This window comes from Micrococcus sp. MS-ASIII-49, from assembly GCF_000946635.1.
GTDB lineage: Bacteria > Actinomycetota > Actinomycetes > Actinomycetales > Micrococcaceae > Micrococcus > Micrococcus luteus.
The window spans coordinates 27,686-49,093 of record NZ_JXSP01000084.1; the positions used below are offsets into that span (position 1 = coordinate 27,686).

The 21,408-nt window shown below is 74.4% G+C and carries 24 protein-coding genes; 12 read left to right on the forward strand and 12 right to left on the reverse strand.

Translation table 11 applies throughout. The features are described 5' to 3' along the window. The first annotated feature begins 49 nt into the window (after window positions 1-49). From SJ20_RS06315 to SJ20_RS06330, 4 genes are all read left to right on the forward strand, one after another. Window positions 50-1,513, forward strand: a complete 1,464-nt coding sequence (locus SJ20_RS06315; protein ID WP_254629292.1) for an FAD-binding oxidoreductase — start codon at window positions 50-52, stop codon at window positions 1,511-1,513. Continuing rightward, window positions 1,510-1,965, forward strand: coding sequence for a thioesterase family protein (locus tag SJ20_RS06320; RefSeq protein WP_044659326.1), 456 nt, complete (start codon window positions 1,510-1,512; stop codon window positions 1,963-1,965). The genes SJ20_RS06315 and SJ20_RS06320 overlap by 4 nt, the downstream gene beginning before the upstream one ends. A gap of 65 nt (window positions 1,966-2,030) precedes the next feature. Further along, a complete protein-coding gene (locus SJ20_RS06325) occupies window positions 2,031-2,873 on the forward strand; it encodes a GTP pyrophosphokinase family protein (protein ID WP_044659327.1) in 843 nt (280 codons plus the stop codon). Window positions 2,874-3,035: 162 nt separating this feature from the next. Then, window positions 3,036-3,833, forward strand: coding sequence for a TVP38/TMEM64 family protein (locus SJ20_RS06330; RefSeq protein ID WP_020624722.1), 798 nt, complete (start codon window positions 3,036-3,038; stop codon window positions 3,831-3,833). Window positions 3,834-3,850: 17 nt separating this feature from the next. Here SJ20_RS06330 and SJ20_RS06335 read toward each other — a convergent pair whose 3' ends face one another. The 3 genes from SJ20_RS06335 to SJ20_RS06345 are packed head-to-tail and all read right to left on the reverse strand — an operon-like array spanning window position 3,851 to window position 6,014. Next, entirely contained in the window at window positions 3,851-4,159 is a 309-nt protein-coding gene (locus tag SJ20_RS06335; protein WP_036314546.1) for a hypothetical protein, read from the reverse strand. Window positions 4,160-4,198: 39 nt separating this feature from the next. Then, entirely contained in the window at window positions 4,199-4,753 is a 555-nt protein-coding gene (locus SJ20_RS06340; protein WP_036339014.1) for a TIGR03086 family metal-binding protein, read from the reverse strand. A 10-nt stretch (window positions 4,754-4,763) separates the two neighbouring features. Beyond that, a complete protein-coding gene (locus SJ20_RS06345) occupies window positions 4,764-6,014 on the reverse strand; it encodes a polysaccharide deacetylase family protein (protein WP_044659328.1) in 1,251 nt (416 codons plus the stop codon). Window positions 6,015-6,325: 311 nt separating this feature from the next. Between SJ20_RS06345 and SJ20_RS11995 the strand changes: the two genes are divergently transcribed. Together SJ20_RS11995 and SJ20_RS06350 are read left to right on the forward strand one after the other, a co-directional pair. After that, window positions 6,326-6,466: a hypothetical protein gene (locus SJ20_RS11995; protein ID WP_017488522.1), complete on the forward strand. Its 141-nt coding sequence runs from the start codon at window positions 6,326-6,328 to the stop codon at window positions 6,464-6,466. Between the two features lie 29 nt (window positions 6,467-6,495). After that, window positions 6,496-7,026: an SgcJ/EcaC family oxidoreductase gene (locus SJ20_RS06350; protein ID WP_020624719.1), complete on the forward strand. Its 531-nt coding sequence runs from the start codon at window positions 6,496-6,498 to the stop codon at window positions 7,024-7,026. 12 nt (window positions 7,027-7,038) lie between these two features. On the opposite strand, the gene SJ20_RS06355 is transcribed toward SJ20_RS06350, so the two are convergent. The 3 genes from SJ20_RS06355 to SJ20_RS06365 are packed head-to-tail and all read right to left on the reverse strand — an operon-like array spanning window position 7,039 to window position 10,850. Continuing rightward, window positions 7,039-7,599 (reverse strand): GNAT family N-acetyltransferase, encoded by a 561-nt coding sequence (locus SJ20_RS06355; protein ID WP_020624718.1) that lies wholly within the window; start codon window positions 7,597-7,599, stop codon window positions 7,039-7,041. A 6-nt stretch (window positions 7,600-7,605) separates the two neighbouring features. Next, a complete protein-coding gene (locus SJ20_RS06360; RefSeq protein ID WP_044659329.1) occupies window positions 7,606-10,065 on the reverse strand; it encodes a YhgE/Pip family protein in 2,460 nt (819 codons plus the stop codon). Continuing rightward, window positions 10,065-10,850: an ATP-binding cassette domain-containing protein gene (locus SJ20_RS06365; protein WP_041104115.1), complete on the reverse strand. Its 786-nt coding sequence runs from the start codon at window positions 10,848-10,850 to the stop codon at window positions 10,065-10,067. Before SJ20_RS06365 ends, SJ20_RS06360 begins: the two co-directional genes overlap by 1 nt. A gap of 72 nt (window positions 10,851-10,922) precedes the next feature. On the opposite strand from SJ20_RS06365, the gene SJ20_RS06370 reads away from it, so the two are divergent. Next, window positions 10,923-11,531, forward strand: coding sequence for a TetR/AcrR family transcriptional regulator (locus SJ20_RS06370; RefSeq protein ID WP_020624715.1), 609 nt, complete (start codon window positions 10,923-10,925; stop codon window positions 11,529-11,531). Between the two features lie 21 nt (window positions 11,532-11,552). Here SJ20_RS06370 and SJ20_RS06375 read toward each other — a convergent pair whose 3' ends face one another. Further along, window positions 11,553-12,320 carry a sulfite exporter TauE/SafE family protein gene (locus SJ20_RS06375; RefSeq protein WP_044659330.1) on the reverse strand — a complete coding sequence of 256 codons (768 nt, stop codon included), beginning with the start codon at window positions 12,318-12,320 and terminating at the stop codon, window positions 11,553-11,555. Window positions 12,321-12,393: 73 nt separating this feature from the next. On the opposite strand from SJ20_RS06375, the gene SJ20_RS06380 reads away from it, so the two are divergent. After that, the gene (locus SJ20_RS06380; protein WP_041104118.1) at window positions 12,394-13,650 is read left to right on the forward strand and encodes an NAD(P)/FAD-dependent oxidoreductase; all 1,257 of its coding nucleotides are present in this window, start codon (window positions 12,394-12,396) and stop codon (window positions 13,648-13,650) included. Window positions 13,651-13,662: 12 nt separating this feature from the next. Beyond that, complete coding sequence (locus SJ20_RS06385) at window positions 13,663-14,352, forward strand: M23 family metallopeptidase (RefSeq protein WP_020624712.1); 690 nt, start codon at window positions 13,663-13,665, stop codon at window positions 14,350-14,352. Here the strand turns inward: SJ20_RS06385 and SJ20_RS06390 are convergent. Then, on the reverse strand, window positions 14,342-14,851 hold the full coding sequence (locus SJ20_RS06390) for a GNAT family N-acetyltransferase (RefSeq protein WP_044659331.1): 510 nt from the start codon (window positions 14,849-14,851) through the stop codon (window positions 14,342-14,344). The genes SJ20_RS06385 and SJ20_RS06390 overlap by 11 nt on opposite strands. A 72-nt stretch (window positions 14,852-14,923) precedes the next feature. On the opposite strand from SJ20_RS06390, the gene SJ20_RS06395 reads away from it, so the two are divergent. Then, window positions 14,924-15,469, forward strand: coding sequence for a GNAT family N-acetyltransferase (locus SJ20_RS06395; protein ID WP_020624710.1), 546 nt, complete (start codon window positions 14,924-14,926; stop codon window positions 15,467-15,469). 35 nt (window positions 15,470-15,504) lie between these two features. On the opposite strand, the gene SJ20_RS06400 is transcribed toward SJ20_RS06395, so the two are convergent. From SJ20_RS06400 to SJ20_RS06415, 4 genes are all read right to left on the reverse strand, one after another. Continuing rightward, window positions 15,505-15,717, reverse strand: coding sequence for a hypothetical protein (locus SJ20_RS06400; RefSeq protein WP_010079881.1), 213 nt, complete (start codon window positions 15,715-15,717; stop codon window positions 15,505-15,507). Between the two features lie 135 nt (window positions 15,718-15,852). Next, window positions 15,853-16,968, reverse strand: coding sequence for a type I restriction endonuclease (locus SJ20_RS06405; RefSeq protein ID WP_036314529.1), 1,116 nt, complete (start codon window positions 16,966-16,968; stop codon window positions 15,853-15,855). A 267-nt stretch (window positions 16,969-17,235) separates the two neighbouring features. Then, window positions 17,236-17,580 carry a hypothetical protein gene (locus SJ20_RS06410; protein ID WP_041104120.1) on the reverse strand — a complete coding sequence of 115 codons (345 nt, stop codon included), beginning with the start codon at window positions 17,578-17,580 and terminating at the stop codon, window positions 17,236-17,238. A 99-nt stretch (window positions 17,581-17,679) separates the two neighbouring features. Beyond that, window positions 17,680-18,909: a CdaR family transcriptional regulator gene (locus SJ20_RS06415; RefSeq protein ID WP_020624876.1), complete on the reverse strand. Its 1,230-nt coding sequence runs from the start codon at window positions 18,907-18,909 to the stop codon at window positions 17,680-17,682. 90 nt (window positions 18,910-18,999) lie between these two features. On the opposite strand from SJ20_RS06415, the gene SJ20_RS06420 reads away from it, so the two are divergent. Next, the gene (locus SJ20_RS06420; protein WP_044659332.1) at window positions 19,000-20,052 is read left to right on the forward strand and encodes a ferredoxin reductase; all 1,053 of its coding nucleotides are present in this window, start codon (window positions 19,000-19,002) and stop codon (window positions 20,050-20,052) included. Between the two features lie 67 nt (window positions 20,053-20,119). After that, window positions 20,120-21,397 (forward strand): acyl-CoA desaturase, encoded by a 1,278-nt coding sequence (locus tag SJ20_RS06425; protein WP_044659333.1) that lies wholly within the window; start codon window positions 20,120-20,122, stop codon window positions 21,395-21,397. Window positions 21,398-21,408 lie beyond the last annotated feature (11 nt).

Sequence of the window (21,408 nt, forward strand, 5' to 3'; positions counted from 1 at the left end):
GACCGGCCGACGCACGTTCCACCCCGTGTGATCGGCGACACTGGTGGACATGGACCTCTCCGCACCCCTCGACCCGACCCCCGCCGCCCCGCCTGCCGCGAACGCCCCGCCCGCCGACGTCGTCGCCCGCCTGCAGGCGGAGCTGCCCGGCCGCGTGGACGTCTCCGCCGCCGCACTCGAGGCCGCCCGTGCGGACCGCTCGGGGCATCGCTCCCCGGCCGCGCCGCTGGCCGTGGTCCGCGCGCGGACGGTGGAGGACGTGCAGGCCGCGTGCGGGATCGCGCACGGGACCCGCACCCCGCTGGTCACCCGCGGAGCGGGCACGGGGCTGGCCGGCGGCGCCGTCGCGGGGGCGGGCGAGATCGTCCTGGACATGACCGCGATGGACCGGATCCTGGAGGTCTCCCCCGCGGACCGCGTGGCCGTCGTCGAGCCGGGGATCCTCAACGGGGCGCTGAACGCCGCGCTCGCCGAGCACGGGCTGTGGTGGGCCCCGGACCCCGCGTCGAAGGACATCTCCACGGTGGGCGGCAACATCGCGATGAACGCCGGCGGGCTGCTGTGCGCCAAGTACGGCGTCACGCGTGAGGCGGTGCTGGGCCTGGACGTGGTGCTCGCGGACGGCACCCTGCTGCGGCTGGGCCACCGCACCGTCAAGGGGGTGACCGGCTACGACCTGGTCGCGCTGATGATCGGCTCGGAGGGCACGCTCGGCGTGATCGTGGGCGCGACGCTGGCGCTGCGGCCGGCCGTGCGCGGCGTGCCGGTGACGCTCGGCGGGTTCTTCCCGGACGTCGTCGCGGGCGCCGCCGCGGCCGAGGCGATCACCGGGGCCGGTCACGTGCCCGCCCTGATGGAGCTGATGGACGAGGCGACGCTCGCCGCGGTGCGCGCGCACGCGGGGCCCGAACGCGGGGCCGCCCTGCCCGAGTCCGGCGCGTTCCTGCTGGTGCAGGCCGACGGTGCCGGCGCCGAGGCGGACGGGGAGGCCATGGCCGCCCTCATGCGCGCCCACGGCGGGGACGTCACCGTGACCGTGGACCCCGCCGGGGGGGAGGCCCTCATGGCCCTGCGCCGCACCGCGTTCCCCGCGCTCGAGCGCCTCGGCACCCCGCTCGTGGAGGACGTGGCCGTCCCGCGCAGCCGCATGGCCGAGATGTTCGCGCGGATCCGTGAGATCGAGGCACGCACCGGCGTCGCCATCCCCACCACGGCCCACGCCGGGGACGGCAACCTGCACCCGATCCTGCTGTTCGGCGCCGCGGCGCAGGTGGGCGGCGCGGCCGAGGACGCCGCGTCGATCCCGGCGGACGTGTGGGAGGCCGCCCGCGAGCTGTTCCGCGCGGGCCTGGAACTCGGCGGCACGCTCACCGGCGAGCACGGCGTGGGCCTGCTCAAGCGCGCGTTCCTGCGGGACGAGCTCGGCGACGCCCAGCACGACCTCCAGCAGCGCATCAAGGCCGTGTTCGACCCGCACGGCATCCTCAACCCAGGAAAGGTGTTCACCCCGTGACTCAGCCGACCACCCCCAAGACCCCCGCCGACGCCGGCACGCCGACCCCGTTCGAGGTCGGGCTGCAGCTGCGCTGGTCCGACGAGGACCGCTACGGCCACGTCAACAACGCCCGCCTGCTCACCCTCGCCGAGGAGGCGCGCGTGCGCGCCCTGGCCGCGTGGGCCACGACGACGGCGTCCCCGGACGTCCAGCGCGTCGTGCGGTCCATGGAGGTCCAGTACGAGGCGCCCGTGGTCTACGCCGGGCCCGAGGTGACGGCGCGGGTGTGGATCCTGCGGATCGGCCGGACGTCCTTCACGCTGCGCCACGAGCTGTGGCAGGACGGGCGGCGCTGCGTGCTGTGCGACGCCGTGTTCGTGCAGGTGGACCCGGCGGTCGGGCGGCCCGTGGCCGTCTCCGACGAGGAGCGCGCCGCCTTCGAGCGCGTGCTGATCCCCGCCGAGGACTGACGGGCCGCCGTCGGGCCTGTGGACGGCCAGCCGTCTCGCAGGATCCCGCCGTAGGCTCTGAGGCCATGGAGCAGGACCCTTCCCCGGACGCGCCCACGCCCTCGGCGGACGTCGAGGCGCTGCGCGGCACCCCCGTGTCCGAGTTGACGCAGCTCTCCCCCGCGATGTCCGAGGCGCTGGATCGCCTGCGCAAGGACGTGGAGCGTTTCGACCTCGAGTACCGCTCGGCCCTGCTCCAGGTGGAGGCGCGGCTCGAGGTGCTGCGGGACGAGTTCACGCACCTGCACGACTACAACCCCATCGAGCACATCGTCACGCGGGTGAAGTCGCCGGAGTCGATCCTGCGCAAGGCCTCCGCCCGCGGGCTGTCCCTGGACCTGGACGCGCTGCGCACCAACGTCACGGACATCGCCGGGGCGCGCGTGATCGTCAGCTTCGCCCGGGACGTGTACCGCGTGTTCCGCCAGTTCACGCAGCAGCCGGACATCCGGGTGCTCGAGGTGGAGGACTACATCTCCCGGCCCAAGCCCTCCGGCTACCGCAGTCTGCACTGCCTCGTGCAGGTGCCGATCCACCTGTCCACCGGCACGATCCCGGTGACCGTGGAGATGCAGTTCCGCACGAGCGCCATGGACTTCTGGGCCACGCTCGAGCACAAGATCAACTACAAGTTCGACGGCGGCGTGCCCCCGGACATCGCGACCGAGCTCGTGGCCGCCGCCCGCGTGGCCGCTGACCTGGACACCCGCATGGAGCGGCTGCACGACCAGGTGCAGGAGACCGACAGGGACGACGACGCCGCCGCGGCCTGGGAGGACGACGGCGGTCCCGCCTTCGAGGACGAGCCGGCGGCGGGGCCGGGCGACGCGGGTCCGGGTGACGACGCGCCCGGCGCGTCCACCGTCTGAGCCCCTCCGTCCACACCCGGCGGGCCGCGTGCACAGGGTTCTCCACAGAGTTGTCCACAGGTGTGGATGAGTCACACGCGTGTGATCCAGCAAAGCAGAGCAGGGCGTGACCGCAGGCCAGGGAGGACATGCGGAGGGAGCGGCTGCCGGTAGCCTGAGCCGATGCCCTCCACCGCCGTGCCGCCGCGCGACTCCGGCGCCGCCTCCACCCTGCCCGCCCGCACAGGGCACCGCGGGGTGTCGATCCTGCGCACCGCCGCCCTCGTCCTCGTGGTGGCGGCGTTCGTGTGGCTGGCACTCACCGTGCGCCTGCCCGGCGTGGACGAGCTGCGCGCCCAGCTGGACGGCTTCGGCTGGTGGAGCTGGCTGGCGTTCACCGTGCTGTACGCGGCCGTGGCGCTCACCCCCATCCCCGTGACGATCATGGCGGTCACCGCCGGTGTGCTCTTCGGCGCGATCGAGGGGACGGTGCTGTCCGTCGTCGGAGCCCTGCTGGGCTCGCTCGGGGCGTACGGCATCGCGCGCGCGGTCGGACGCGAGGTGGTCCTGCGCGGGCTCGGCCGCCACGCCGAGACCGTGGAGCGGCGGCTCGAGGACACCGGGTTCCTCGCCCTGCTGGCCCTGCGCGTCGCCCCGGGGCTGCCGTACTGGCCCGTGAACTACGGGGCGGGCGCGCTCGCCGTGCCGCTGGGGATCTTCGCCGGCTCCACCGCGGTCGGCGTGATCCCCGGGCAGCTCTCCCTCGTGGCGATGGGGGCGTTCGCGGTGCGCCCGGGCGTCGTGAACGGCGTGCTGCTCGGGGTGGGCTGGCTCGCCGTGGGCGGTCTGACCCTGTGGGCGGTGCGGCGCTGGCGACGGGCAGCCCGGGCCGCGGAGGGGCCGGCGGGCTCGGAGGGGCCGGAAAGCCCGCGGAGTGGTCAGGACACGCCGTCTCCGCGTGCGCGACGCGGCGTGTCGTGACCACTCTGCGCCGGACGTCAGCCGAGGGTTGTGTACCGCACGCCGAACTTGCTGCTGACCTGCAGGAACACGAGCACGTCCGTGCCGCGCGCGTAGGCGGGCATGCCGTACCAGGTGCGGGGTTCGAGCTCCGGGGCCGCCTCCGTGACGATCCGGTGCACCCCCACCGCCATGGCGCGGTCCTGCTCGGGCATCTCCTCGATCTTCACCAGCAGGTCCTGCAGGGCGTCGGCCTTCTTCCTGCCGCCGCGCTGGGCGCGCAGCTCCTGCGCGCGCTCGGCGATCGCGGCCTGCTCCGCGGCGCTGAAACCGGTGGACTCGCTCACGGTGCCTCCTGGGGTGCGGGGACGGGTCCTGCCCTGGTCTCAGCCCCGACGGCCCAGGCGACCGAGCAGGCGGGTCTGCCGGTCGGCGTCGTCGGCCACGGGGACGGGCTCGCCCAGGATGCCGGGCGTGTAGGCGGCGTCGCCGAACAGTTCCAGCGACTCCTCCACGCAGTCGATCTCCGCGTCCGTGAACCGCGCGTCCACGCCCTGCGAGCGGGCCAGGTCCCAACGGTGCACGATCACGTCGAACGCGTGGAAGCGGATCAACGCCTCGCCCACGGGCATCTCCCCGAGCGCGGTCTTCATGGGCCGCATGATGAACTCCTCGTCACCGGCGAGGGCGGACATGGCGGCGGCGTGCTTGGCCCACTGGGTGGCCAGCTGCTGGCGGGACCCGTCGAAGAGGGGCACCTCCCGGCCCTGGCGGGCGGCGAAGTCGCGCTGGCCGGCGATCACGTGGTCCAGCAGGTCCAGCGCGTCCCAGCCCTCACACGGGGTGGCGGCGTCCCAGTCCCGCACCTCCCGGACGACGGCGGTGAACGGCTCGGCGGCCGCGTTCCAGCGGGCCTCGACCTCGGTGGCGGGGATGGACATGGTGCTCTCCTCAGGGTCGCGGGGTTCTCGGGGCCGCGGCGGGCGACGACGGCGCCGGGCTCGGCTTCTTCGGGCCGCGGATGGACTCGGGGCGGGCCGGGTCCAGGACGGACCGGGGGTCGAAGAACTCCTCCAGCACGGGCCGCTCGCCCGAGACGGCCGCGGCGAGGCTGATGCCGTCCACGTTGATGCGCGAGCCGCGGTAGTAGCCGGGCTCGAGCTGGCCCCACGCCTTGGAGGTGCCGTCCACGAGGAAGAAGGAGCGGTAGCCGAGCTCGCGGAAGTAGCGGTACCGCTCGTTGTCCTCCGTGTACTTGCCGGGGCCGGTGACGTCCGCGCCGAACGGGTAGATGAGCATGTCCGTGGGGCCGAGGATCGGCTCGACCTCCTCGTGCCAGTGCCTCATGTCGAACTCGAGCTCCTCCATGGTCAGCTTCGGCACCGTCCGGTGGCCCCACGTGTGGGAGGCGAACTCCCAGCCGCTGTCCTTGAGCGCGTCGGCAACCTCGGTGGCGGCCGCGACGTCGGCGTCGAACGTGGGGCTGTCCCCGAACTCGCGGGCCGAGGTGCGGTAGCCGAACACGCCGTCGTAGCCGGTCATGGCGAGCACGCCGCGGGCGCCGTTGAGGCTGAAGTCCGGGTGCTCGGCGAGGAAGTCGTCCAGGCGCGGGACGACGTCGAACGCCCCGATGTGCGTGGTGCCCTCGGCGTCCGTGTACTCGTTGCGGACGCGGCCGTCCTCGGCCACGATCAGGCGGTCCGCGAAGCCGTCGCCGTCCATGTAGAGGTAGTACGAGCAGTCGTCCAGGGAGAGGATCAGCGGGGTGCGACCCTCGGGGACCATGAGGGTCTTCGGGCGGACGACGTCGTCCTCCCCCACCTCGTACAGCTCGTGCGGGGAGACCAGCACGTAGCCGCGCTCGTAGACCTGCCGGATGACGGCGTCGAACTCGTCCACCGTGACCATGAAGTCCAGGTAGCCGCCGGCCTTGTCGTCGCCATCGAAGGCGCGGGCCGGGTCCACCACGAGGGAGTGGAAGAACAGGTGCGGAACCCGGGCCACGTCCGGCCAGGCCACCGGTTCGCCGGCGGGCGGCGGTCCAGCGGGGGCGGCGGAGGTGGGCGCGGACGAGGTCGGCACGGACGACGACGCCGCGTCCTCCCCGTCCTGCCCGCAGGCGGCCAGCAGTCCCGATCCGAGCAGGGCGGAACCGGCCAGGAGCATCTGTCGGCGGGTCGGCTGCGGCACGGGCGGGGGCATCGGGCACCTTTCTCCGGGGGCACCCATCATCCCAAGGCCGCCCGGCCCGGGACCACCCCTGCCGGGCGGGCGGGCGGAGGTGGGAACCGGCCGGGCATGGGAGGCCGGCCGGCGGCGGGGCTCGATCCGCCGTAGACGGCCCAGAGTGGTCACGCGGACGACCCGAGCTCGGCGCGGACCGTGTTCGACCGCTTCGTGTTCAGCAACCACATCCGCAGCTTCAGCGTCGACTGAGCCCCGGCTGGGAGGCGCCTTCGACGCGCGCCGACGCACGCGCCCCTCGCGCCGTGCCGCGTGCCACACTGGCGAGCGTGACCCGACGTCCGGATGCACCGCCCCCGGCCGACCCGCGCACGCGTGCGGCCCTGCGCGCCGTGCTCACGGTCCTGGCCGTGATGGCGGTGCTGTTCGCCGCCGTCGTGCTGACGCTGGCCTACGGACCCGCCCGCTGAACCCGCCCTTCCCCGATCCAGGAGCAGCCATGTCCCCCGCGGACCCCACCGCCGACGTCGCGGCCCGACCGACCGGCCCCGCCGCGGTGGCCGAAGCCTTCGCGGCCGCCTGGAACGCCGCCGACGCCGACGCGCTCGCCGAGCTGTTCGCCGAGGACGCGGACTTCGTGAACGTGGTGGGCGTGTGGTGGAGGCGGCGTCGGCAGATCCGGGTGAACCACGCGCTCGGCTTCCGCTGGATGTTCCCGCACTCGCGGCTCGAGCTCGGGCGCGTGCGGGTGCGGGAGCTCGGGGACGTGGCAGTGGTGCACGCGCCGTGGACCATGACGGGGCAGACCGCGCCCGACGGCGACGAGGCCGGCGAGCGCACCGGCGTCCTGCTGCTCGTGGTGCGCCGCACCGAGACCGGGGCGTGGGAGGCGGTGGCCGGGCAGAACACGGATTCCGTGCCCGGGGCCCAGACCCACCTGGCCGACGACGAGGGGCTCGCCGCGGTGCACTATCACCCGTCCGCGTGGTTCGACCCCGACGAGGACCCGGACGGCCCGGAGGCCTGCTGAGCGGCGACCGGCTCACGCCACCGTCAGCAGCCGCACCCAGTCGTCCTCGACCCGCTCCCCGCCGACCACGAACTGCCGCGCCCCGACCGTCTCGAAGCCGAGGCGCTCGTAGAACCGGTTGGCCCGTGCGTTCTGCGCGTTCGTGCCGAGCCACACGTGCCGGAACCCCAGCCGCCGCAGCCGCTCGACGCCGTCGTGCACGAGGGCCTCGGCCAGCCCGGTGCCGCGCCCCTCGGCGAGCACGTACAGCTTCGAGAGGTGGCCGGCCGGCACGTCGCCGAGCCGCTCCGTGACGGGTGCCTCGGGGGCCGCGGCGGTCTCGTACATGGCGTAGCCGAGCAGGGTCTCCGGGGCGTCGGCCGCGGCGCCCACGAGCACGATCCGCTCCGGGTCCGCGATCCACGCGGCCACGGCGGCCTCACTCAGGTGCAACGCGATGTGCGCCTCCACCGCGGCACGCGGCAGCGAGGCCGGGGAGGCGTCCGGGAAGGTGGCCGCGGCGATCGCGGCGATCGCGGGCGCGTCCTCGGGGCGGGCCGGACGGACGACGGCGGCGCGGGGTGCGGAAGTCATCCCCGCTCAGGCCTGCAGCGCGGGGTGCAGGTCCTTCATGCGGAACCGACGCCGGCGCCGCACCACGAGCACGTCCAGGGCGAGCGCCGCCGCCCCGATGCCCATCAGCACGACCACCGGCACCCAGAAGCGCTGGTCCGGACCGCCGGAGATCGCGTTGCGGAACGCCTCGATGGAGTAGCTCATCGGCATGAACGGGTGCAGCGCCTGGAAGAAGCCGGGCAGCACCTCGGCCGGGTAGGTGCCGCCGGTGGAGGCCAGCTGCAGGATCAGCAGGACCAGCAGCAGCGCCGAACCGGGGGTGCCGAGCGCCGTCTGCACCAGGTGCGCGATGAGGGAGAACACCACGGCCACGAGCACCGTCAGGGCCACGGCCCGCACCGGGTGGACGGGGGCCAGGCCCAGCGGCAGCGTCGCGGCGAGCATGAGCAGGCCGCCGCCCACGGCCACGATGCCCACGGGCAGCCACGCGGCCAGCGCGATCGCCACCGGGTTGCGGCGCCCGGCCAGCAGCCGCCCGCTGATGGGCCGCATGATGTTGAACGCGGCGATGCCGAACACCCACAGGGCGATGGAGAAGAACATCGGCGCCATGCCGCGGCCGTAGACCTCCGCGGAGTTGTCCACCTGCATCACGGCCTCCACGGGCCGGGACATCACCAGGGCGGCCTCGTCCCGCTCGTCCTCGGTCAGGGCGGGGACGCGGTCGACGCCGTCGGAGAGCCCGGAGGCGAGCTCGTGGGCGCCGTCGTCGAGGGTGCCGAGGCCGGTGTGCAGCTCCCCGGCGCCGTCCTGGAGCTGGGCCAGGCCGTCGTCGAGCTCGGTGGCGCCGGACTCCAGCTGGCCCGCACCGTCCTGCAGGGTCAGCGCCCCGTCGTGGAGCGCGGCGTTGCCCTCGGCGAGGGTGGTCGCCCCGTCCGTCAGCTCGCCGAGGCCGGACTGCAGCTCCCCGGCGCCGTCCTGGAGCTGGGCCAGGCCGCCGTCGAGCTCGGTCGCGCCGGAGCCCAGCTGCTCGAGGCCGTCCGCGAACTTCCCGGCGCCGTCGGCGAGGGAGTCGGCCCCGTCCTTCGCCTCACCGATCCCGCCCTGCAGCTTCTCCGCGCCCGCGGCCACGGCGTGGGCGCCGTCGTTGAGGTCCGTCAGATCCGCCTTGGCGGAGGCGGCGACGTCGTCCTCGACGAAGCCCTGGACGCGCTCGTTGGCGGCCGCGGAGGTCGCGGCGGCCTCCTCGGCGCGGCCGGCGACGGCGGTCACCCGCTCGTCCGCGCCGGTGAGCGCCTCCTGGAGCGCGGCGTACTGCTCGGACTCGGCGAGCGTCGGGTCCTCTTCGGCGAGCTCGGCCAGGGCGGCCTGCGCGTCGGCGATGCGGGCGCCCGCGCCGTCCTCGGCCGTGCCGGCCACCTCGGCGACGCGCTGGACGTCCTCGTCCACCGCGGCGACGTCGGCGGCCACCGCGTCCTGCCGCTCGATCACCTGGTCCAGGCCGGGGATCACCGTGTCGTAGAGCTGCTGGGTGCCGTCGGCCACCTGCGTGGCGCCGTCGGTGAGCTCGGCCGATCCGGTCTGCAGTTGGGCCAGCCCGTCGGAGAGGTCCGTGGCGCCCTGACGCAGGGCGGGGGCGTTCTCGGCGAGCTGCCCGGCTCCGTCGGCGAGGGCCTGGGATCCCTCGCGCGCCTGGTCGAGCCCGTCGGCCAGGCGGCCGGCCCCGTCCTGCGCGGATGCGGCGCCCTCGGCGAGTCGCTGGGCGCCGTCGTCGGCCTGGGCGGCGCCGTCCGCGAGGTCACCCGCACCCGTGGCGAGCTGGCCCGCGCCCTCGGCCAGCTTGCCCGAGCCGTCGTGGGCCTGGACGATCCCGTCCTCCAGCTGGCTCGCGCCGTCCTCCGCGGAGGCCGTGCCGTCGGCCAGCTGCGCGGCGCCGTCGGCGGCGTCCACCATGCCCGACCGCAGCTCGCCGAGGCTGGAGAAGACGGCCTCGAAGTACGCCTCGATCGCGGACCGGTTCACGGCGGCCTCGACCTTGGCCTGGCTCGCGTTCGTGACGGAGCCGATCACGAAGCCGTTGGCGTCGTCTCGGCGCAGGGTGATCTGCGCCTGCCGCGGTGTCCCGCCGCCCTCGGGGCTGACGAGGTCACGACTGAGCTCGGCGGGGATCTCCAGGACGAGGTAGTACCGGCCCTCCCGCAGTCCCTCCTCGGCCTCCTCGCGCGTGGTCTCGCGCCAGTCGAAGGCGCGGTCGTCCTTGAGGCGTTCGGTCATGTCCGCGCCGGTGCGCAGCGTGGTGTCGCCGCGCTGGACGGGTTCGTCCTCGTTGACGATCGCCACCGGCAGACGGTCCATGGCCCCGTAGGGGTCCCAGTTCGCGGACAGGTACAGAGCGCCGTAGATGGCGGGGACGAGGAAGATGAACAGCAGGGCGAGCAGGGGCAGGCCACGGCGGAAGCGTCGCAGCTCGTAGCGGAACAGCATCAGTTCTCCCGGACGGGGGGCAGGGTGAGGACGACGGCGTCGCGCGGCACGGGCGCGGAGGCCACGGCGCTCACCGCGAACGGGTGGCCGTGGTCCTTGAGGACGTCCAGGGCCGCGTGGAGCGCGACCAGCTCATCGATGGTCAGGGTGGCGTCCACGTCGTCGAAGGTGACGAGGCGGGCCGGGCGCAGGCAGGCGACGACGGCGGCCAGCAGCGCGCGATCGGGCGCGGACAGCTCCCGGACGACGGCCTCCGGCGCCACGGTCAGCCTCACCGCGTCCGCGAGGAGGGCGAAGCGTGCGCGGCCGGCGCGGCGGCGCACGCCGTCGGTGAGACAGCGCTCGTCCACGACCTCGGCCGCGGTCAGCGCCGGCTCGAGCTCCACCACGTCGGTGGTGTGGGCGACGGCGGTGCGGGCGCGCAGGGCGTGCGGGTGGCGCGCGGCGTCGATCGGGGGCCGGTACGCGCGGGCGGCGGGCCGCTCCGGCCCGTCCAGGGCGACGTCCACGGGGCCGCCGGTGAGCACGAGCTCGCCCCGCACGCCCTGCAGGCGCCCCGTGAGGGCGAGCAGCAGGGCCGAGCGGCCCGAGCCCTGGGTTCCGAGCACGGCCAGGTGGGTCTGCGGGGGCAGCACGAGGTCGAGGGAGCCGAACACCGGCCCGCGACTGCCGCGCAGGGTCAGACCGCGCGCCACGAGGGTGGCGGGCGGGAGGTCGTCGAGGTGCGCCGGGTCGGGGGCGGGCCCGGGGCCATGGTGATCGGCGTCGGTGGGAGTGGAAGACATGGGCCCTCTTTGCCGAGTCGAGGCGGATTCAATACCATCGGTATTCAATACCATCGGCATCGAGAGGGCAACATGGCGACCCGACCCCGCCGCGAGGATGTCCGCGCGGCCATCCTCGACCACGCGGCTCGGGTGTTCGGACGGGAGGGTTACGCGCGCTCCTCCCTCGCCCGCATCGCGGCGGAGGCCGGCTACACGAAGGGCGCCGTCTATTCCGGTTTCGCGGGGAAGCCGGACCTCTTCGCCGCCGCCTGCACCGTCCAGTTCGAGCGGGCGACCACCCGAGCCATGGACGGCGTCGCCGACGCCCTGGACGACCCCGACCTGCCGCGCGAGGACCTGGTGGCCCGCGTGGCGGAGGCCCTGGCCGACGTCGTGCTCGAGACCACGGGCTCCTGGCCCCTGCTCCTCCACGAGTTCCAGGCCGTGGGCCTGCGCGAGCCCGCCGTGGGGAGAGCCTACCGGACGCTGACCGTCCGGCGGCGGGACTTCCTGGCCGGCCTGCTGCGCGAGCACCGCGTGCTGGCCGACGTCCCGGACGAGCAGGTCACGCACACTGCGGCCATGCTCCTGATGCTCGTGCACACGCTGTCGGTCGAGCGGCACCTGGCCCCGGAGGACCTGACGGTGGACGACGTGCGGGACACGCTGGCCGCGGCCGTGCGCTCCCTCCTGCCCTGACGCCTGCGCGCCGGCCCCGCCTCAGCCCAGGGTGCCGGCCACACCGCGCACCAGCGCCAGCGTGCCCCCGACGCCGGCCAGGCAGATCGCGAGGACGCGCGCCTTCGCGGGGTCCACCCGGCGGGCCACCACCGAACCGGGCAGGACACCCAGCGGGCCGCCCACCACCACGGCGACCCACACCGGCCACGGCACGTGCAGCCCCGCGGGCACGGCCGCGCCGAACAGCGACTTGGTGACCAGCGAGGTGAGATTGGCCAGCAGGAACACGGGCTGGAGGGTGGCCGCCCACGAGCGCTGGTCCCACCGGCTCGCCACCGCGTAGACCGCGAGCGCCGGCCCGGCGATGCCCGCGGTGGTGTTCATGAACCCGGCCACGGCGCCGGAGGCGAACACGGCCCCGTTCCCCTGGGCGGTGAAGCGCTGCTGCAGGCCCAGGACGGCGGCCACGGCCACCAGCACGGAGGACCCCAGGAGGATCTCGAGGGCGTGGGCGTCCAGGACCCGCACGGCCCACGCCCCCGTGAACGAGCCGGCCACGAGCAGGGGTGCGAGGCGGACGAAGCGCGGCCAGTCCACGTGCCTGTGGAGCACCGCGAACAGCAGCACCGCGGACACCGAGGCGGCCACGTTGGACAGCGTCACCCCCGCCACCGGGCCCAGGAGCAGGGACAGCGTGGGTGCGGCGATCATGCCGACGCCCATGCCGCTCACCCGCTGGAGCGTGCCGCCCACGGTGATCGCGGCCAGCGCGACGACGGCCGGCAGCCACACCAGGGAGGGGTCCATGCGGGCAGTATGCCGGAGCCGGGGTGTCCGTCGGCCCTGGCTTCCGCCCGTGACGGGTGCGCATGCTGGCCGCATGGCCCAGCACAGCTCCACCCCGTTCCCGCTCGTGATCGTGGGCAGCGGCCCCGCCGGCGTCAGCGCCGCCCGCGCCTACGTCGACGCCGGGGGACCCGGCCCCGTCCTCATGCTCACCTCGGACGTGGACCACCCGTACGAGCGTCCGCCGCTGTCCAAGGAGCTCCTGCGCGGCACCGCCGAACCGGAGCCGACGGTGCTGGAGGACCTGCCGGACGCCGTCGAGCTGCGCCGGGGCGTGACCGTCACCCACGCGGACCTGGGTGCCCGGACGCTGCGGGTCGGCGAGGAGCCGGTCCGCTTCGAGCGCCTGATCCTCGCCCTCGGCGCGCACCCGAAGCCCCTGCCCGTCGCGGACGACGACGCCGAGGTGCACCTGCTGCGCTCTCTCGACCACGCCCGCCGCCTGGTGGCCTCCGCCGGGCACGCGCGCTCCGCCGTCGTGATCGGCTCGGGGTTCATCGGCTGCGAGGCGGCCGCCTCCCTGGCCCTGCGCGGGGTGGCCACCACGCTGGTCACCCCGGACGAGGTGCCGCAGCAGAAGCGGCTCGGCCGCGAGGCGGGCGATCGGATCGCGCAGTGGCTGATCGGCGCCGGCGTCGAGCTGCGCACCGGCGTGCGGGTGGGGCAGGTGCGCGCCCCGCGCACCGTCCACCTCGACGACGGCGCCACGCTCGCCCCGGACCTGATCCTCGCCGCGGTGGGGGTCGAGCCGGGGGGCGGGTGGCTCGAGGACTCCGAGCTGACCATGCACGAGGGGCGGATCGTGGCGGACGAGCACCTGGCGGCGGCGCCGGGCGTGTGGGTGGCCGGGGACGTGGCCCGCGCCCACCACGCCGTGGCCGGCCGGCCGATCCCCGTGGAGCACTGGGGCGACGCCCTCGGCATGGGCGAGGTCGCCGGGCACAACGCGGCCCGCACCGAGGTCGGCGTGCCGGGCGGCGCCGGCCAGGCCTCCGTGCTGGCCCACGCGGCGACGGCGGACCCGGAGTCCCTGCGGCGGTGGGAGGCCGTGCCCGGGTTCTGGAGCACCATCGGCGAGCACACGCTCAAGCACGCCGCGTGGGGCGACGGCCACGAGCAGGCCCGCATGGTGGAGCGCACCGGCGGGTTCACTCTCTGGTACATGGACGCGCAGGACCGCGTGGTGGGCGTGCTGACCTACAACGCGGACGAGGACTACGAGCGCGGGCGGGAGCTGGTGGCGGGCCGGGATGCCGTGGGCGAAGGCCGGGGCCGTCCCGACCCTGCATGACAGACTGAGGGGATGACCACCCCGACCCCCGGCGCCGGCTCCCCGGGCAGCGGTGTGGCCGGGGGCGTGCTGGCCGCAGTGGGGGCGCTGGCCCTGATCGCGACCGTCCTGGCGCTGGTCCTCGCGTTCGGTCCGGCCGGCCGGGACGACGCCGGCGCGGGCGCCGAGCGGCGGCGCTGGAACGGCGGCTTCACCCCCGCCCCGCCCACGGTGAACACGCAGGGGTACGCCGAGCCCGTGCAGGGCCGCGTGACCTCCCGCTTCGGGCCCCGCCCCAACCCGTTCGGCGAGGGCGTGGTGCCCTCGGGGGTGTCCGAGGAGGCCCTGACCCGCCACGACGGCGTGGACCTCGGCGGGGTGCCGGAGGGCACGCCCTTCCACTCGGTGTCCGACGGCCGAGTCCTATTCGTGGAGGCCGGCGGGGACGCGGGCGGCAACCTGCTCGCCGTGGACGCCGGGGACGGCCACGTGTGGCGCTACCTGCACGCCGCCCCGGACTCCACCGTGGTGGACGCGGGCCAGCGCGTCTCCGCCGGGGACCACCTGGCCGGCGTCGGGCAGACCGGCGCCGCCACCGGCGTGCACCTGCACCTGGAGCTGCGCGTGGACGGCGAGCCGGTGGACCCGGAGGCCTACCTGGCCGAGCGGGGCGTGGAGCTCGGCGGCTCCTACCCGGAGCGGCGCCGCGGCCTCAGCCGGTGACCGGGCCGCCGCCGTCGTCCACGGACCCGGCCCAGCGGACCTCCCCGTCCACGACCTCGTCCGTCGGCGCCAGGCCGATCGCCTGGGCGACCCGCTGGGAGGCCGTGTGCTCGGGGTGGACATCCGCCACGAGGCGCCGCACCCCCCGGTCCCGCAGCTCGCCCTTGAGGAGGCCGGCGGCCTCCTTCGCCAGCCCGCGGCCCTGCCACGGCGTGCCGATCAGCCAGGCGATCTGCGTGGGTCCCCCGTCCACGGGGATGGTGGCCTGGACGTAGCCGACCGGCCGGCCCTCCGGCTCCAGCACCACGATCCAGTTGGCCCAGTCCTCCGCGCCGTCCTCGGAGCGACCGCGCGCGAGGATCGCGTACCGCTGCCGCAGCTCCTCCTCGCCCGGCGGCGTCCCGCCGGTGTACGTGTACAGGTCCGGGTCGGCGAGGACCGCGGCCATGGCCTCGGCGTCATCCACCCGCAACGGGCGCAGGGAGAGGGAATGCGGCATGGGCACAGTCGACCAGCCCGGCCCCGCGCAGACAAGAGGCGGGGCGCATCCGCCCGCCGCTAGCCTGGGCGCATGCCGCCCGCCCCCACCGCCCGTCTGCGCTTCCGCGAGATGGCCGACGCCGACCTCGACCACCTGGCCGGCCTCCTCGCCGATCCCGTGGTGATGCGCTTCTACCCCGCCCCGCGCACGCGCGCGGAGGCGGCGGCGTGGATCGCGGGCAACCGGCGCCGGTACGCGCAGGACGGGCACGGGCTGTGGATCATCGAGACCCACGACGACGGCGGGCCCGGCTTCGTGGGCGACTGCGGCCTGACGTGGCAGGAGGTCAACGGGGAGCCTCGCCTGGAGGTCGGCTACCACGTGCGGGCCGACCTGTGGGGGCGCGGCTACGCCACCGAAGCGGCCGCCGCCTGCCGGGACCACGCCCGGGACGTGCTGGGGCACCACGAGCTCGTGGCGATCATCCACCCGGAGAACACGGCCTCGCGCCGGGTGGCCGAGCGGATCGGGATGACCGTGGTGGGCGAGGACCGCACCGGCGCGCCCGAGGCCCGCGCGGCTCTGGGGCTCGAGGCGCGCACCGTGCTGGGGATGAGGCTCCGGCCGGGCGCGTGAGGCGCGGCCCGGCCGGACGTCTCAGCCCCGGTCGCTCACTTGGCGTGGCGGGCGAGCAGCTCGCGGGCGGCGTCCAGGCCGCCGGCCTCGACGTCGTAGGAGCCGGTGGACGCGTGGTGGGCCTCGACCGCGTCCGTGATCCGGTAGTGGTCCGGGTTGCCGGGCGGGTCGGAGGTCTCCAGCACGTGGATCAGGTAGGTCTCGCCGGCGGCCAGGGCCTGGCGGTCGTCGCGCTCGTGATGGGTCATGACGTCCTCTCGGGTCGGCGCCCGGCGGGTCTGTCCCACCGGGGCGTGCGCACCAGGGTGGCGCATCGACGGCGGCGGGGCACAGTCCTGCCCGCCCGCGGGCCGGATCCGGTCAGTAGGCGGGTCAGAGTCCGCTCAGGCCCCGACGTAGGAGCTGACGACGCTCCGCAGTGCCTCGGCGGATTCGTAGATGTCCTCCAAGTTCTCGAGGTCGGCCCGCGTCCTGTTCTTGTCCGCATCGAACAGCACCAGATATTTCACCTTCCCGTCGAAGTGAAGGCGCGCGATCGGCTTCCGATTGTTGTCGTCCAGGATGACGCTGCAGTACGAGGCTGCGTCGCGCATGTAGACGCGGTTCATCGGCACGATTCCGGCGAGAATCGCCTTGATGATGCGGAAACCCTCGATCTCCTCTTCGGTCGTCACCACGCCCGGCTTGAGCTGGCCCTCCTGACCGTTCTCCTCGTCGGACAGGACCGTCTGATCGCCGGTGGCCACGGGCTCAGCGGGAGCCGCCAGTACCGGAGCGACCTGGTCGCCCAGGGCAGTCTTCAGCCGCGCGTTGACGCGATCGTTGATGTACTGGCGCGCAGCCTCCTCGGTGAGCCGGGTGAAGGTCTCCACCGCCTTGGCGTTCATGTACCCGGAGTACACGCGCTTGGCGAGGACCTTCACCAACTCATCGCTCGGCGCAGCCATCTCGGCAGAAATCTCGCGCTTGATGGCCGATACGTACTTCAGCTCCTCGGCTGCGGCGATGACCGAGTCGAGATCGAAGGATCCCTTCGCCAGCTGCTCGAGCTTCGGCACGGTGACCGGGTCGATGTCCAGAAGATCGAGGACGAGGAACGGACGCTCGTCGAGGATGTTGGCCTTGTCGAGGTCCGTGTAGAAGTTCCACACCCGCCCGTTGGTGAGCACGCCGATCCGCGCTTCACTGGTGTGGAAGTAGCGCACCAGCTGGCTCGCGTGCGCCAGGGACAGCTCCGAGCCGACCTTCTTGGCCTCCACGAGGATGTTGACCTTCCCCTCCCGCATGATGGCGTAGTCGATCTTCTCCCCCTTCTTCAGGCCCAGATCTGCGACGAACTCCGGGACGACCTCCTGGGGATCGAACACGTCGTAGCCCAACACCTGCGAGATGAATGGCATGACGAGCGCGTTCTTCGTCGCCTCTTCCGTGTCCAGGGAGCTTGCGTAGTCGCGGGCTCGCCGAGCCACTTGCGCAAGCTTGTCCTCGAATTCAGTCATGCCGTTTCACCCATCCGTGAGTAGGAGCCGGACAGCCGGGAATCCGGCAGCCTCGCACGTCAGCGCCCGAAGGCCCGCCGCAGCTGTGTCGAAATATAACCCAGCTCACAAACACGCTACGGGGACCCTCGCAGGCGCTCCGTGGCCGGACCGCGGGATCGCCCGGAACGCGAGGCGGCCACGACGCGTCGCCTCTCACAGGAAGGAGACGGGGCGTCGTGGCCGCGTTCCGCGGGGGGCCGCCCTGTCAGGCGACGCCCGGCCGGCTCAGCGGTTGCCGGGGTGCTGCGGGTCGGCCGGGATGCCGCGGCTCAGGGGCTCCACGGGCGGGCCGCTCGTCTCCGGGGTCACGGGCGAGCCGGTGCGGGAGCCGCCGACCTCCGGGGTGTCCGGCACCTGATCGCCGGAGGGCTGGGCGCCGGAGCGCAGCGCCTCGAGCCGCGTCTCGAGGACCTGCACCACGGGCAGGCGGTCGCCGTGGGCGCGCTCGTAGGCGAGCAGCTGCTCCACCTGCGACTCGTCGAGGCCGGTGATCCGGGTCGACAGCGTGCCGTTGGGGATGTGGTCGTAGTCCGGCAGGGGGAGCTCGTCGCGGTTCGGGGCGTTCGTCATGGCACTGTCCCTCTTCTCTCGTCGGGGTCCCTCGTCGGGATGCGTGGTCCACCCACGCTAGTGAAGGCCCCCGTCAGACGGCACCCCCTGCCGCCCCGCTCACCCGACCCCGTCCCGCCGCGCCCGCAGCACGATCTCCAGGTCGAACCGCGCGTCGGGGTCCTCGAGGGCCTCCCCGAACAGCTCGCGCAGCCGGCCCACCCGGTACCCCACGGTCTGGGGGTGCACGCCGAGCTCCGCGGCGATCGGCGCCCGCTGGCCCCAGTGCGTGAGCCAGGCGAGCAGGGTCTCCTCCAGCACCGCCCGCTTCGCCTCGCTCACCTCGTCCAGGGGCGCCAGCACGCGTTCGGCCAGCTGCGTCACGACGCGCGGCTCGGCCCCCAGCACCACGCGCGCCAGGTGGTCCGCGGCGAGGATCGGGGACGGGGCGCCGTCGTCGTCCTCCCCCTGCGCGGGCTCCGCCGTCCGGCCCGCCGCCTCCTGGACGGCCAGCGTGCGGGCCACCCGGTAGGAGTGGGGCACGAGCGGCCAGTCCACGGCCGGCCCGACGACGGCGGCCGTCCCCGCCAGCAGGCGCAGCATGCGCTCGCGGCGGCCCTGGGAGGGCGTCGCGTCGATCACGGCGACCACCTCCGAGTCCCGCTCCACCACGAGCCCGGCCCGGCCCAGCCTCTCCCGGACGGCGACGCCGGCGTCCGCGGGCAGCACCACCACCGCCAGCCGGCGCGGCAGCCGCCAGTCCGCGAGCGCGGCCAGCCGTTGCACCTCCTTCTCCTCGGTCCCGCCCCGGACCAGGGCGGTGGCGAGGGCGGCGCGGTGCAGCTCGAGCACGCCCGCCTGGGCGGACTGCGCCTCCGCGTACGCCTGGGCGCTGACGGAGGAGAGCTCGTCGATGTACGCCCAGATGGACTCGCCCAGCTCGATCACCACGGACATCTCCAGGCCCAGGCGCGCGCACTCGGCGGAGAGCTCGCGGAACACGATCCGCGCGGAGGTGCGGTACGCGCCGAGCAGGGCGTCCATGGAGCGCCCCTCGCGGAACTCGCCGGCCCCCAGGCGGGCCATGAGGACGCGGGACTCGCTGTTCAGGGCCGGGCGGGTGGTGCCGGGCAGGCTCATCAGCTGCTCGAGGGCGGTGGTCACGCCGGCGGTGAGGTTCTTGCCGTAGTGGCCGTCGCGCGCCGCCGCGTAGGCGGGGATCTGGTCCGGGACCGTCTCGATGATGCGCTCCATGATCCCGGGGATCGCCGGGGCCAGGCGCTCCGCGAGGTCGTCGGGGAGGGACTGCCAGGGCGGGCGCCAGTCGGGGGCGGGGGTGGTCTGCGTCACACTCAATCTTGTCTCCTCGCGATGAAGTGATGGCCCAGATCGTACGCTGAAGACGAAGAACTGCGGCATGCCGAGCCATAGACTGGAGCCATGGTCGGCCCGTCTCTGTTCTCCCGTCTGGCGTCGACGCTCCTGCACCCGCTCGCCCCGCAGGACGTCCTCAGCCTGCTCGACCCCGTGCACTCCTCGCGGCAGCTGCGCGGCGTGGTCACCTCCGTGACGCGCGAGACGCCCGGCACCGCCACCATCGCCTTCCGCCCGGGCCCGGGCTGGCGGGCCCACGACGCCGGCCAGTGGGCCCGCATCGGGGTGGACGTGGACGGCGTGCGCCAGTGGCGCTCCTACTCGCTCTCCGCTCCCGCGGGCGCCGACCCCGAGATCACGGTGTCCGACATCGGCCTCGTCTCCGGCACGCTCGTGCGCCACACGAAGCCCGGCGACGTCCTCTTCCTCGACATCCCCGAGGGCGACTTCACCCTGCCGGACGAGCCGCGCCCACTGCTCATGCTCACCGCCGGCTCGGGCCTGACCCCGGTGATGTCCATGATCCGCACGCTCGTGCCGACGCGCCGGGATGCCGACGTCGTGCTCATCCACTCCTCCCGCACCCCCGAGGACGCCCTGTTCCGCGAGGAGCTGGCCGAGCTGGCCGACCAGTTCCCGGGCCTGCGCGTGGTGCACCACCACACCGCGGAGACGGGCCGCCTCGACCTCTCCTCCCCCGCACAGCTCGAGGGCCTCTGCCCGGACTGGCGCGAGCGCGCCGGCTACGCGTGCGGGCCGGCCGGGTTCCTCGACGACGCCGAGGCCCTGTGGCGGCGCGAGGCGGCCGCGGACCTCACCATCGAGCGGTTCCAGGCCGACTTCGCCCCGGGCGTGGCGGGGGCCGGCGGCCGCGTGGTGTTCGAGCACGCCGACGTGGAGGTGGACGCTCCCGGCGACGTGCCGCTGCTCGTGGTGGCCGAGGAGGCCGGCGTCGCCGCGCCCGCCGGCTGCCGCATGGGCATCTGCCACGCGTGCCTCACGCCGCTGCGCTCGGGCCGGGTCACGGACCTGCGGACCGGGCAGGTCCACGGCGAGCCCGGCGAGCTGGTCCAGACCTGCGTGAGCGCCGCCGCCGGCCCGCTGAGCCTCAGCCTGTGAACCTGACGCCCGGCCCGCGACCCGGGCCTCCCCGACCATCCCCGCCTCCCGCCCCCAGGAGCATCACATGACCCAGACCCCCACCGCCCCCGACCGCACCGGCGCCACCGCCCCGGACGATCTGGCCCTGGCCATCCCCGGCACCACCGTGCGCGGCCGCGCCGCCCGGGTCCTGCCGCAGGACCGCCCCGACACCACGAGCTGGGCTCCCCGCACCGCCGAGTCCCGTGCCGCCGCCACGACGCCGGGGCTGCCGGGCGTCGTCGGGAGCCCGGCGGTGCGCCCGCCCGGCGCCGCCCACCTGACGGACGCGCAGGTGGCCGAGCTGGGCCGGGAGCTGGACGCGATCCGCGACGACGTGCTCGCCCGCCGCGGCGCCTCCGACGCGGCCTACATCCGCCGCGTCATCCGCTGGCAGCGCCGGCTCGAGCTCGGCGGCCGCGCCCTCCTGCTCAACGCACGCCACCCCGCCGCGTTCGTGGCGGGAACAGCCATGCTCACGGTCGCGAAGATCGTGGAGAACATGGAGATCGGGCACAACGTGCTCCACGGCCAGTGGGACTGGATGCGCGACCCGGACATCCACTCCACCACGTGGGAGTGGGACTTCGTGACGCCGTCGCGGGCGTGGCAGAACACCCACAACGACCTGCACCACCGCTGGACCAACGTGGTGGGCAAGGACCGCGACGTGGGCTACAACGTCCTGCGCATGGACGAGTCCGAGCCGTGGCGGCCCCGCCACCTGCTCAACCCCGTGATCAATGCGGGGCTGGCGCCGATCTTCGAGTGGGGCATCGCGCTCTACGACCTCGAGCTGGACCGCGTGCAGAGCGGCGAGAAGTCCCGCGAGGAACTGATGACGGATCTGCGCTCCGTGGGCGTCAAGGCCGCACGGCAGTTCGCGAAGGACTACGTGGCCACGCCGGCCGTCGCCGAGGTGCTGACCGGCTCGGGCAAGGCCGCGCTCGTGGGCACGCTGCTCGCCAACGGCCTGCGCAACATCTGGGCGCACGCGGTCATCTTCTGCGGGCACTTCCCGGAGGGTGCGGAGACGTTCTCCGAGGAGATGGTGGACGGCGAGACCCGCGGCGACTGGTACGTGCGGCAGATGATCGGCTCCGCGAACATCTCCGGTTCGAAGCTGATGCACTTCATGACCGGCAACCTCTCCCACCAGGTGGAGCACCACCTGTTCCCGGACCTGCCGTCCAGCCGGTACGCCGAGGTGGCGCCCAGGGTCCGGGAGATCTGCGCCCGCTACGGCCTGCCCTACACGACCGGCCCGCTGCTGCGGCAGGTGGGCTCCGCGTGGAAGAAGGTGTTCCGGCTGGCGCTGCCGTGAGGTGGGAGGGG

Bases quoted from the DNA above. Each gene is read 5' to 3' on its own strand.
- SJ20_RS06405 (WP_036314529.1), bottom strand. From the start codon at position 16,968: ATGACTGAATTCGAGGACAAGCTTGCGCAAGTGGCTCGGCGAGCCCGC.
- SJ20_RS06375 (WP_044659330.1), bottom strand. From the start codon at position 12,320: ATGGACCCCTCCCTGGTGTGGCTGCCGGCCGTCGTCGCGCTGGCCGCG.
- SJ20_RS06420 (WP_044659332.1), top strand. From the start codon at position 19,000: ATGGTCGGCCCGTCTCTGTTCTCCCGTCTGGCGTCGACGCTCCTGCAC.
- SJ20_RS06410 (WP_041104120.1), bottom strand. From the start codon at position 17,580: ATGACGAACGCCCCGAACCGCGACGAGCTCCCCCTGCCGGACTACGAC.
- SJ20_RS06350 (WP_020624719.1), top strand. From the start codon at position 6,496: ATGTCCCCCGCGGACCCCACCGCCGACGTCGCGGCCCGACCGACCGGC.
- SJ20_RS06370 (WP_020624715.1), top strand. From the start codon at position 10,923: ATGGCGACCCGACCCCGCCGCGAGGATGTCCGCGCGGCCATCCTCGAC.
- SJ20_RS06400 (WP_010079881.1), bottom strand. From the start codon at position 15,717: ATGACCCATCACGAGCGCGACGACCGCCAGGCCCTGGCCGCCGGCGAG.
- SJ20_RS06395 (WP_020624710.1), top strand. From the start codon at position 14,924: ATGCCGCCCGCCCCCACCGCCCGTCTGCGCTTCCGCGAGATGGCCGAC.
- SJ20_RS06315 (WP_254629292.1), top strand. From the start codon at position 50: ATGGACCTCTCCGCACCCCTCGACCCGACCCCCGCCGCCCCGCCTGCC.
- SJ20_RS06380 (WP_041104118.1), top strand. From the start codon at position 12,394: ATGGCCCAGCACAGCTCCACCCCGTTCCCGCTCGTGATCGTGGGCAGC.
- SJ20_RS06345 (WP_044659328.1), bottom strand. From the start codon at position 6,014: ATGCCCCCGCCCGTGCCGCAGCCGACCCGCCGACAGATGCTCCTGGCC.
- SJ20_RS06390 (WP_044659331.1), bottom strand. From the start codon at position 14,851: ATGCCGCATTCCCTCTCCCTGCGCCCGTTGCGGGTGGATGACGCCGAG.
- SJ20_RS06340 (WP_036339014.1), bottom strand. From the start codon at position 4,753: ATGTCCATCCCCGCCACCGAGGTCGAGGCCCGCTGGAACGCGGCCGCC.
- SJ20_RS06365 (WP_041104115.1), bottom strand. From the start codon at position 10,850: ATGTCTTCCACTCCCACCGACGCCGATCACCATGGCCCCGGGCCCGCC.
- SJ20_RS06385 (WP_020624712.1), top strand. From the start codon at position 13,663: ATGACCACCCCGACCCCCGGCGCCGGCTCCCCGGGCAGCGGTGTGGCC.
- SJ20_RS06360 (WP_044659329.1), bottom strand. From the start codon at position 10,065: ATGCTGTTCCGCTACGAGCTGCGACGCTTCCGCCGTGGCCTGCCCCTG.
- SJ20_RS06425 (WP_044659333.1), top strand. From the start codon at position 20,120: ATGACCCAGACCCCCACCGCCCCCGACCGCACCGGCGCCACCGCCCCG.
- SJ20_RS06330 (WP_020624722.1), top strand. From the start codon at position 3,036: ATGCCCTCCACCGCCGTGCCGCCGCGCGACTCCGGCGCCGCCTCCACC.
- SJ20_RS06325 (WP_044659327.1), top strand. From the start codon at position 2,031: ATGGAGCAGGACCCTTCCCCGGACGCGCCCACGCCCTCGGCGGACGTC.
- SJ20_RS06355 (WP_020624718.1), bottom strand. From the start codon at position 7,599: ATGACTTCCGCACCCCGCGCCGCCGTCGTCCGTCCGGCCCGCCCCGAG.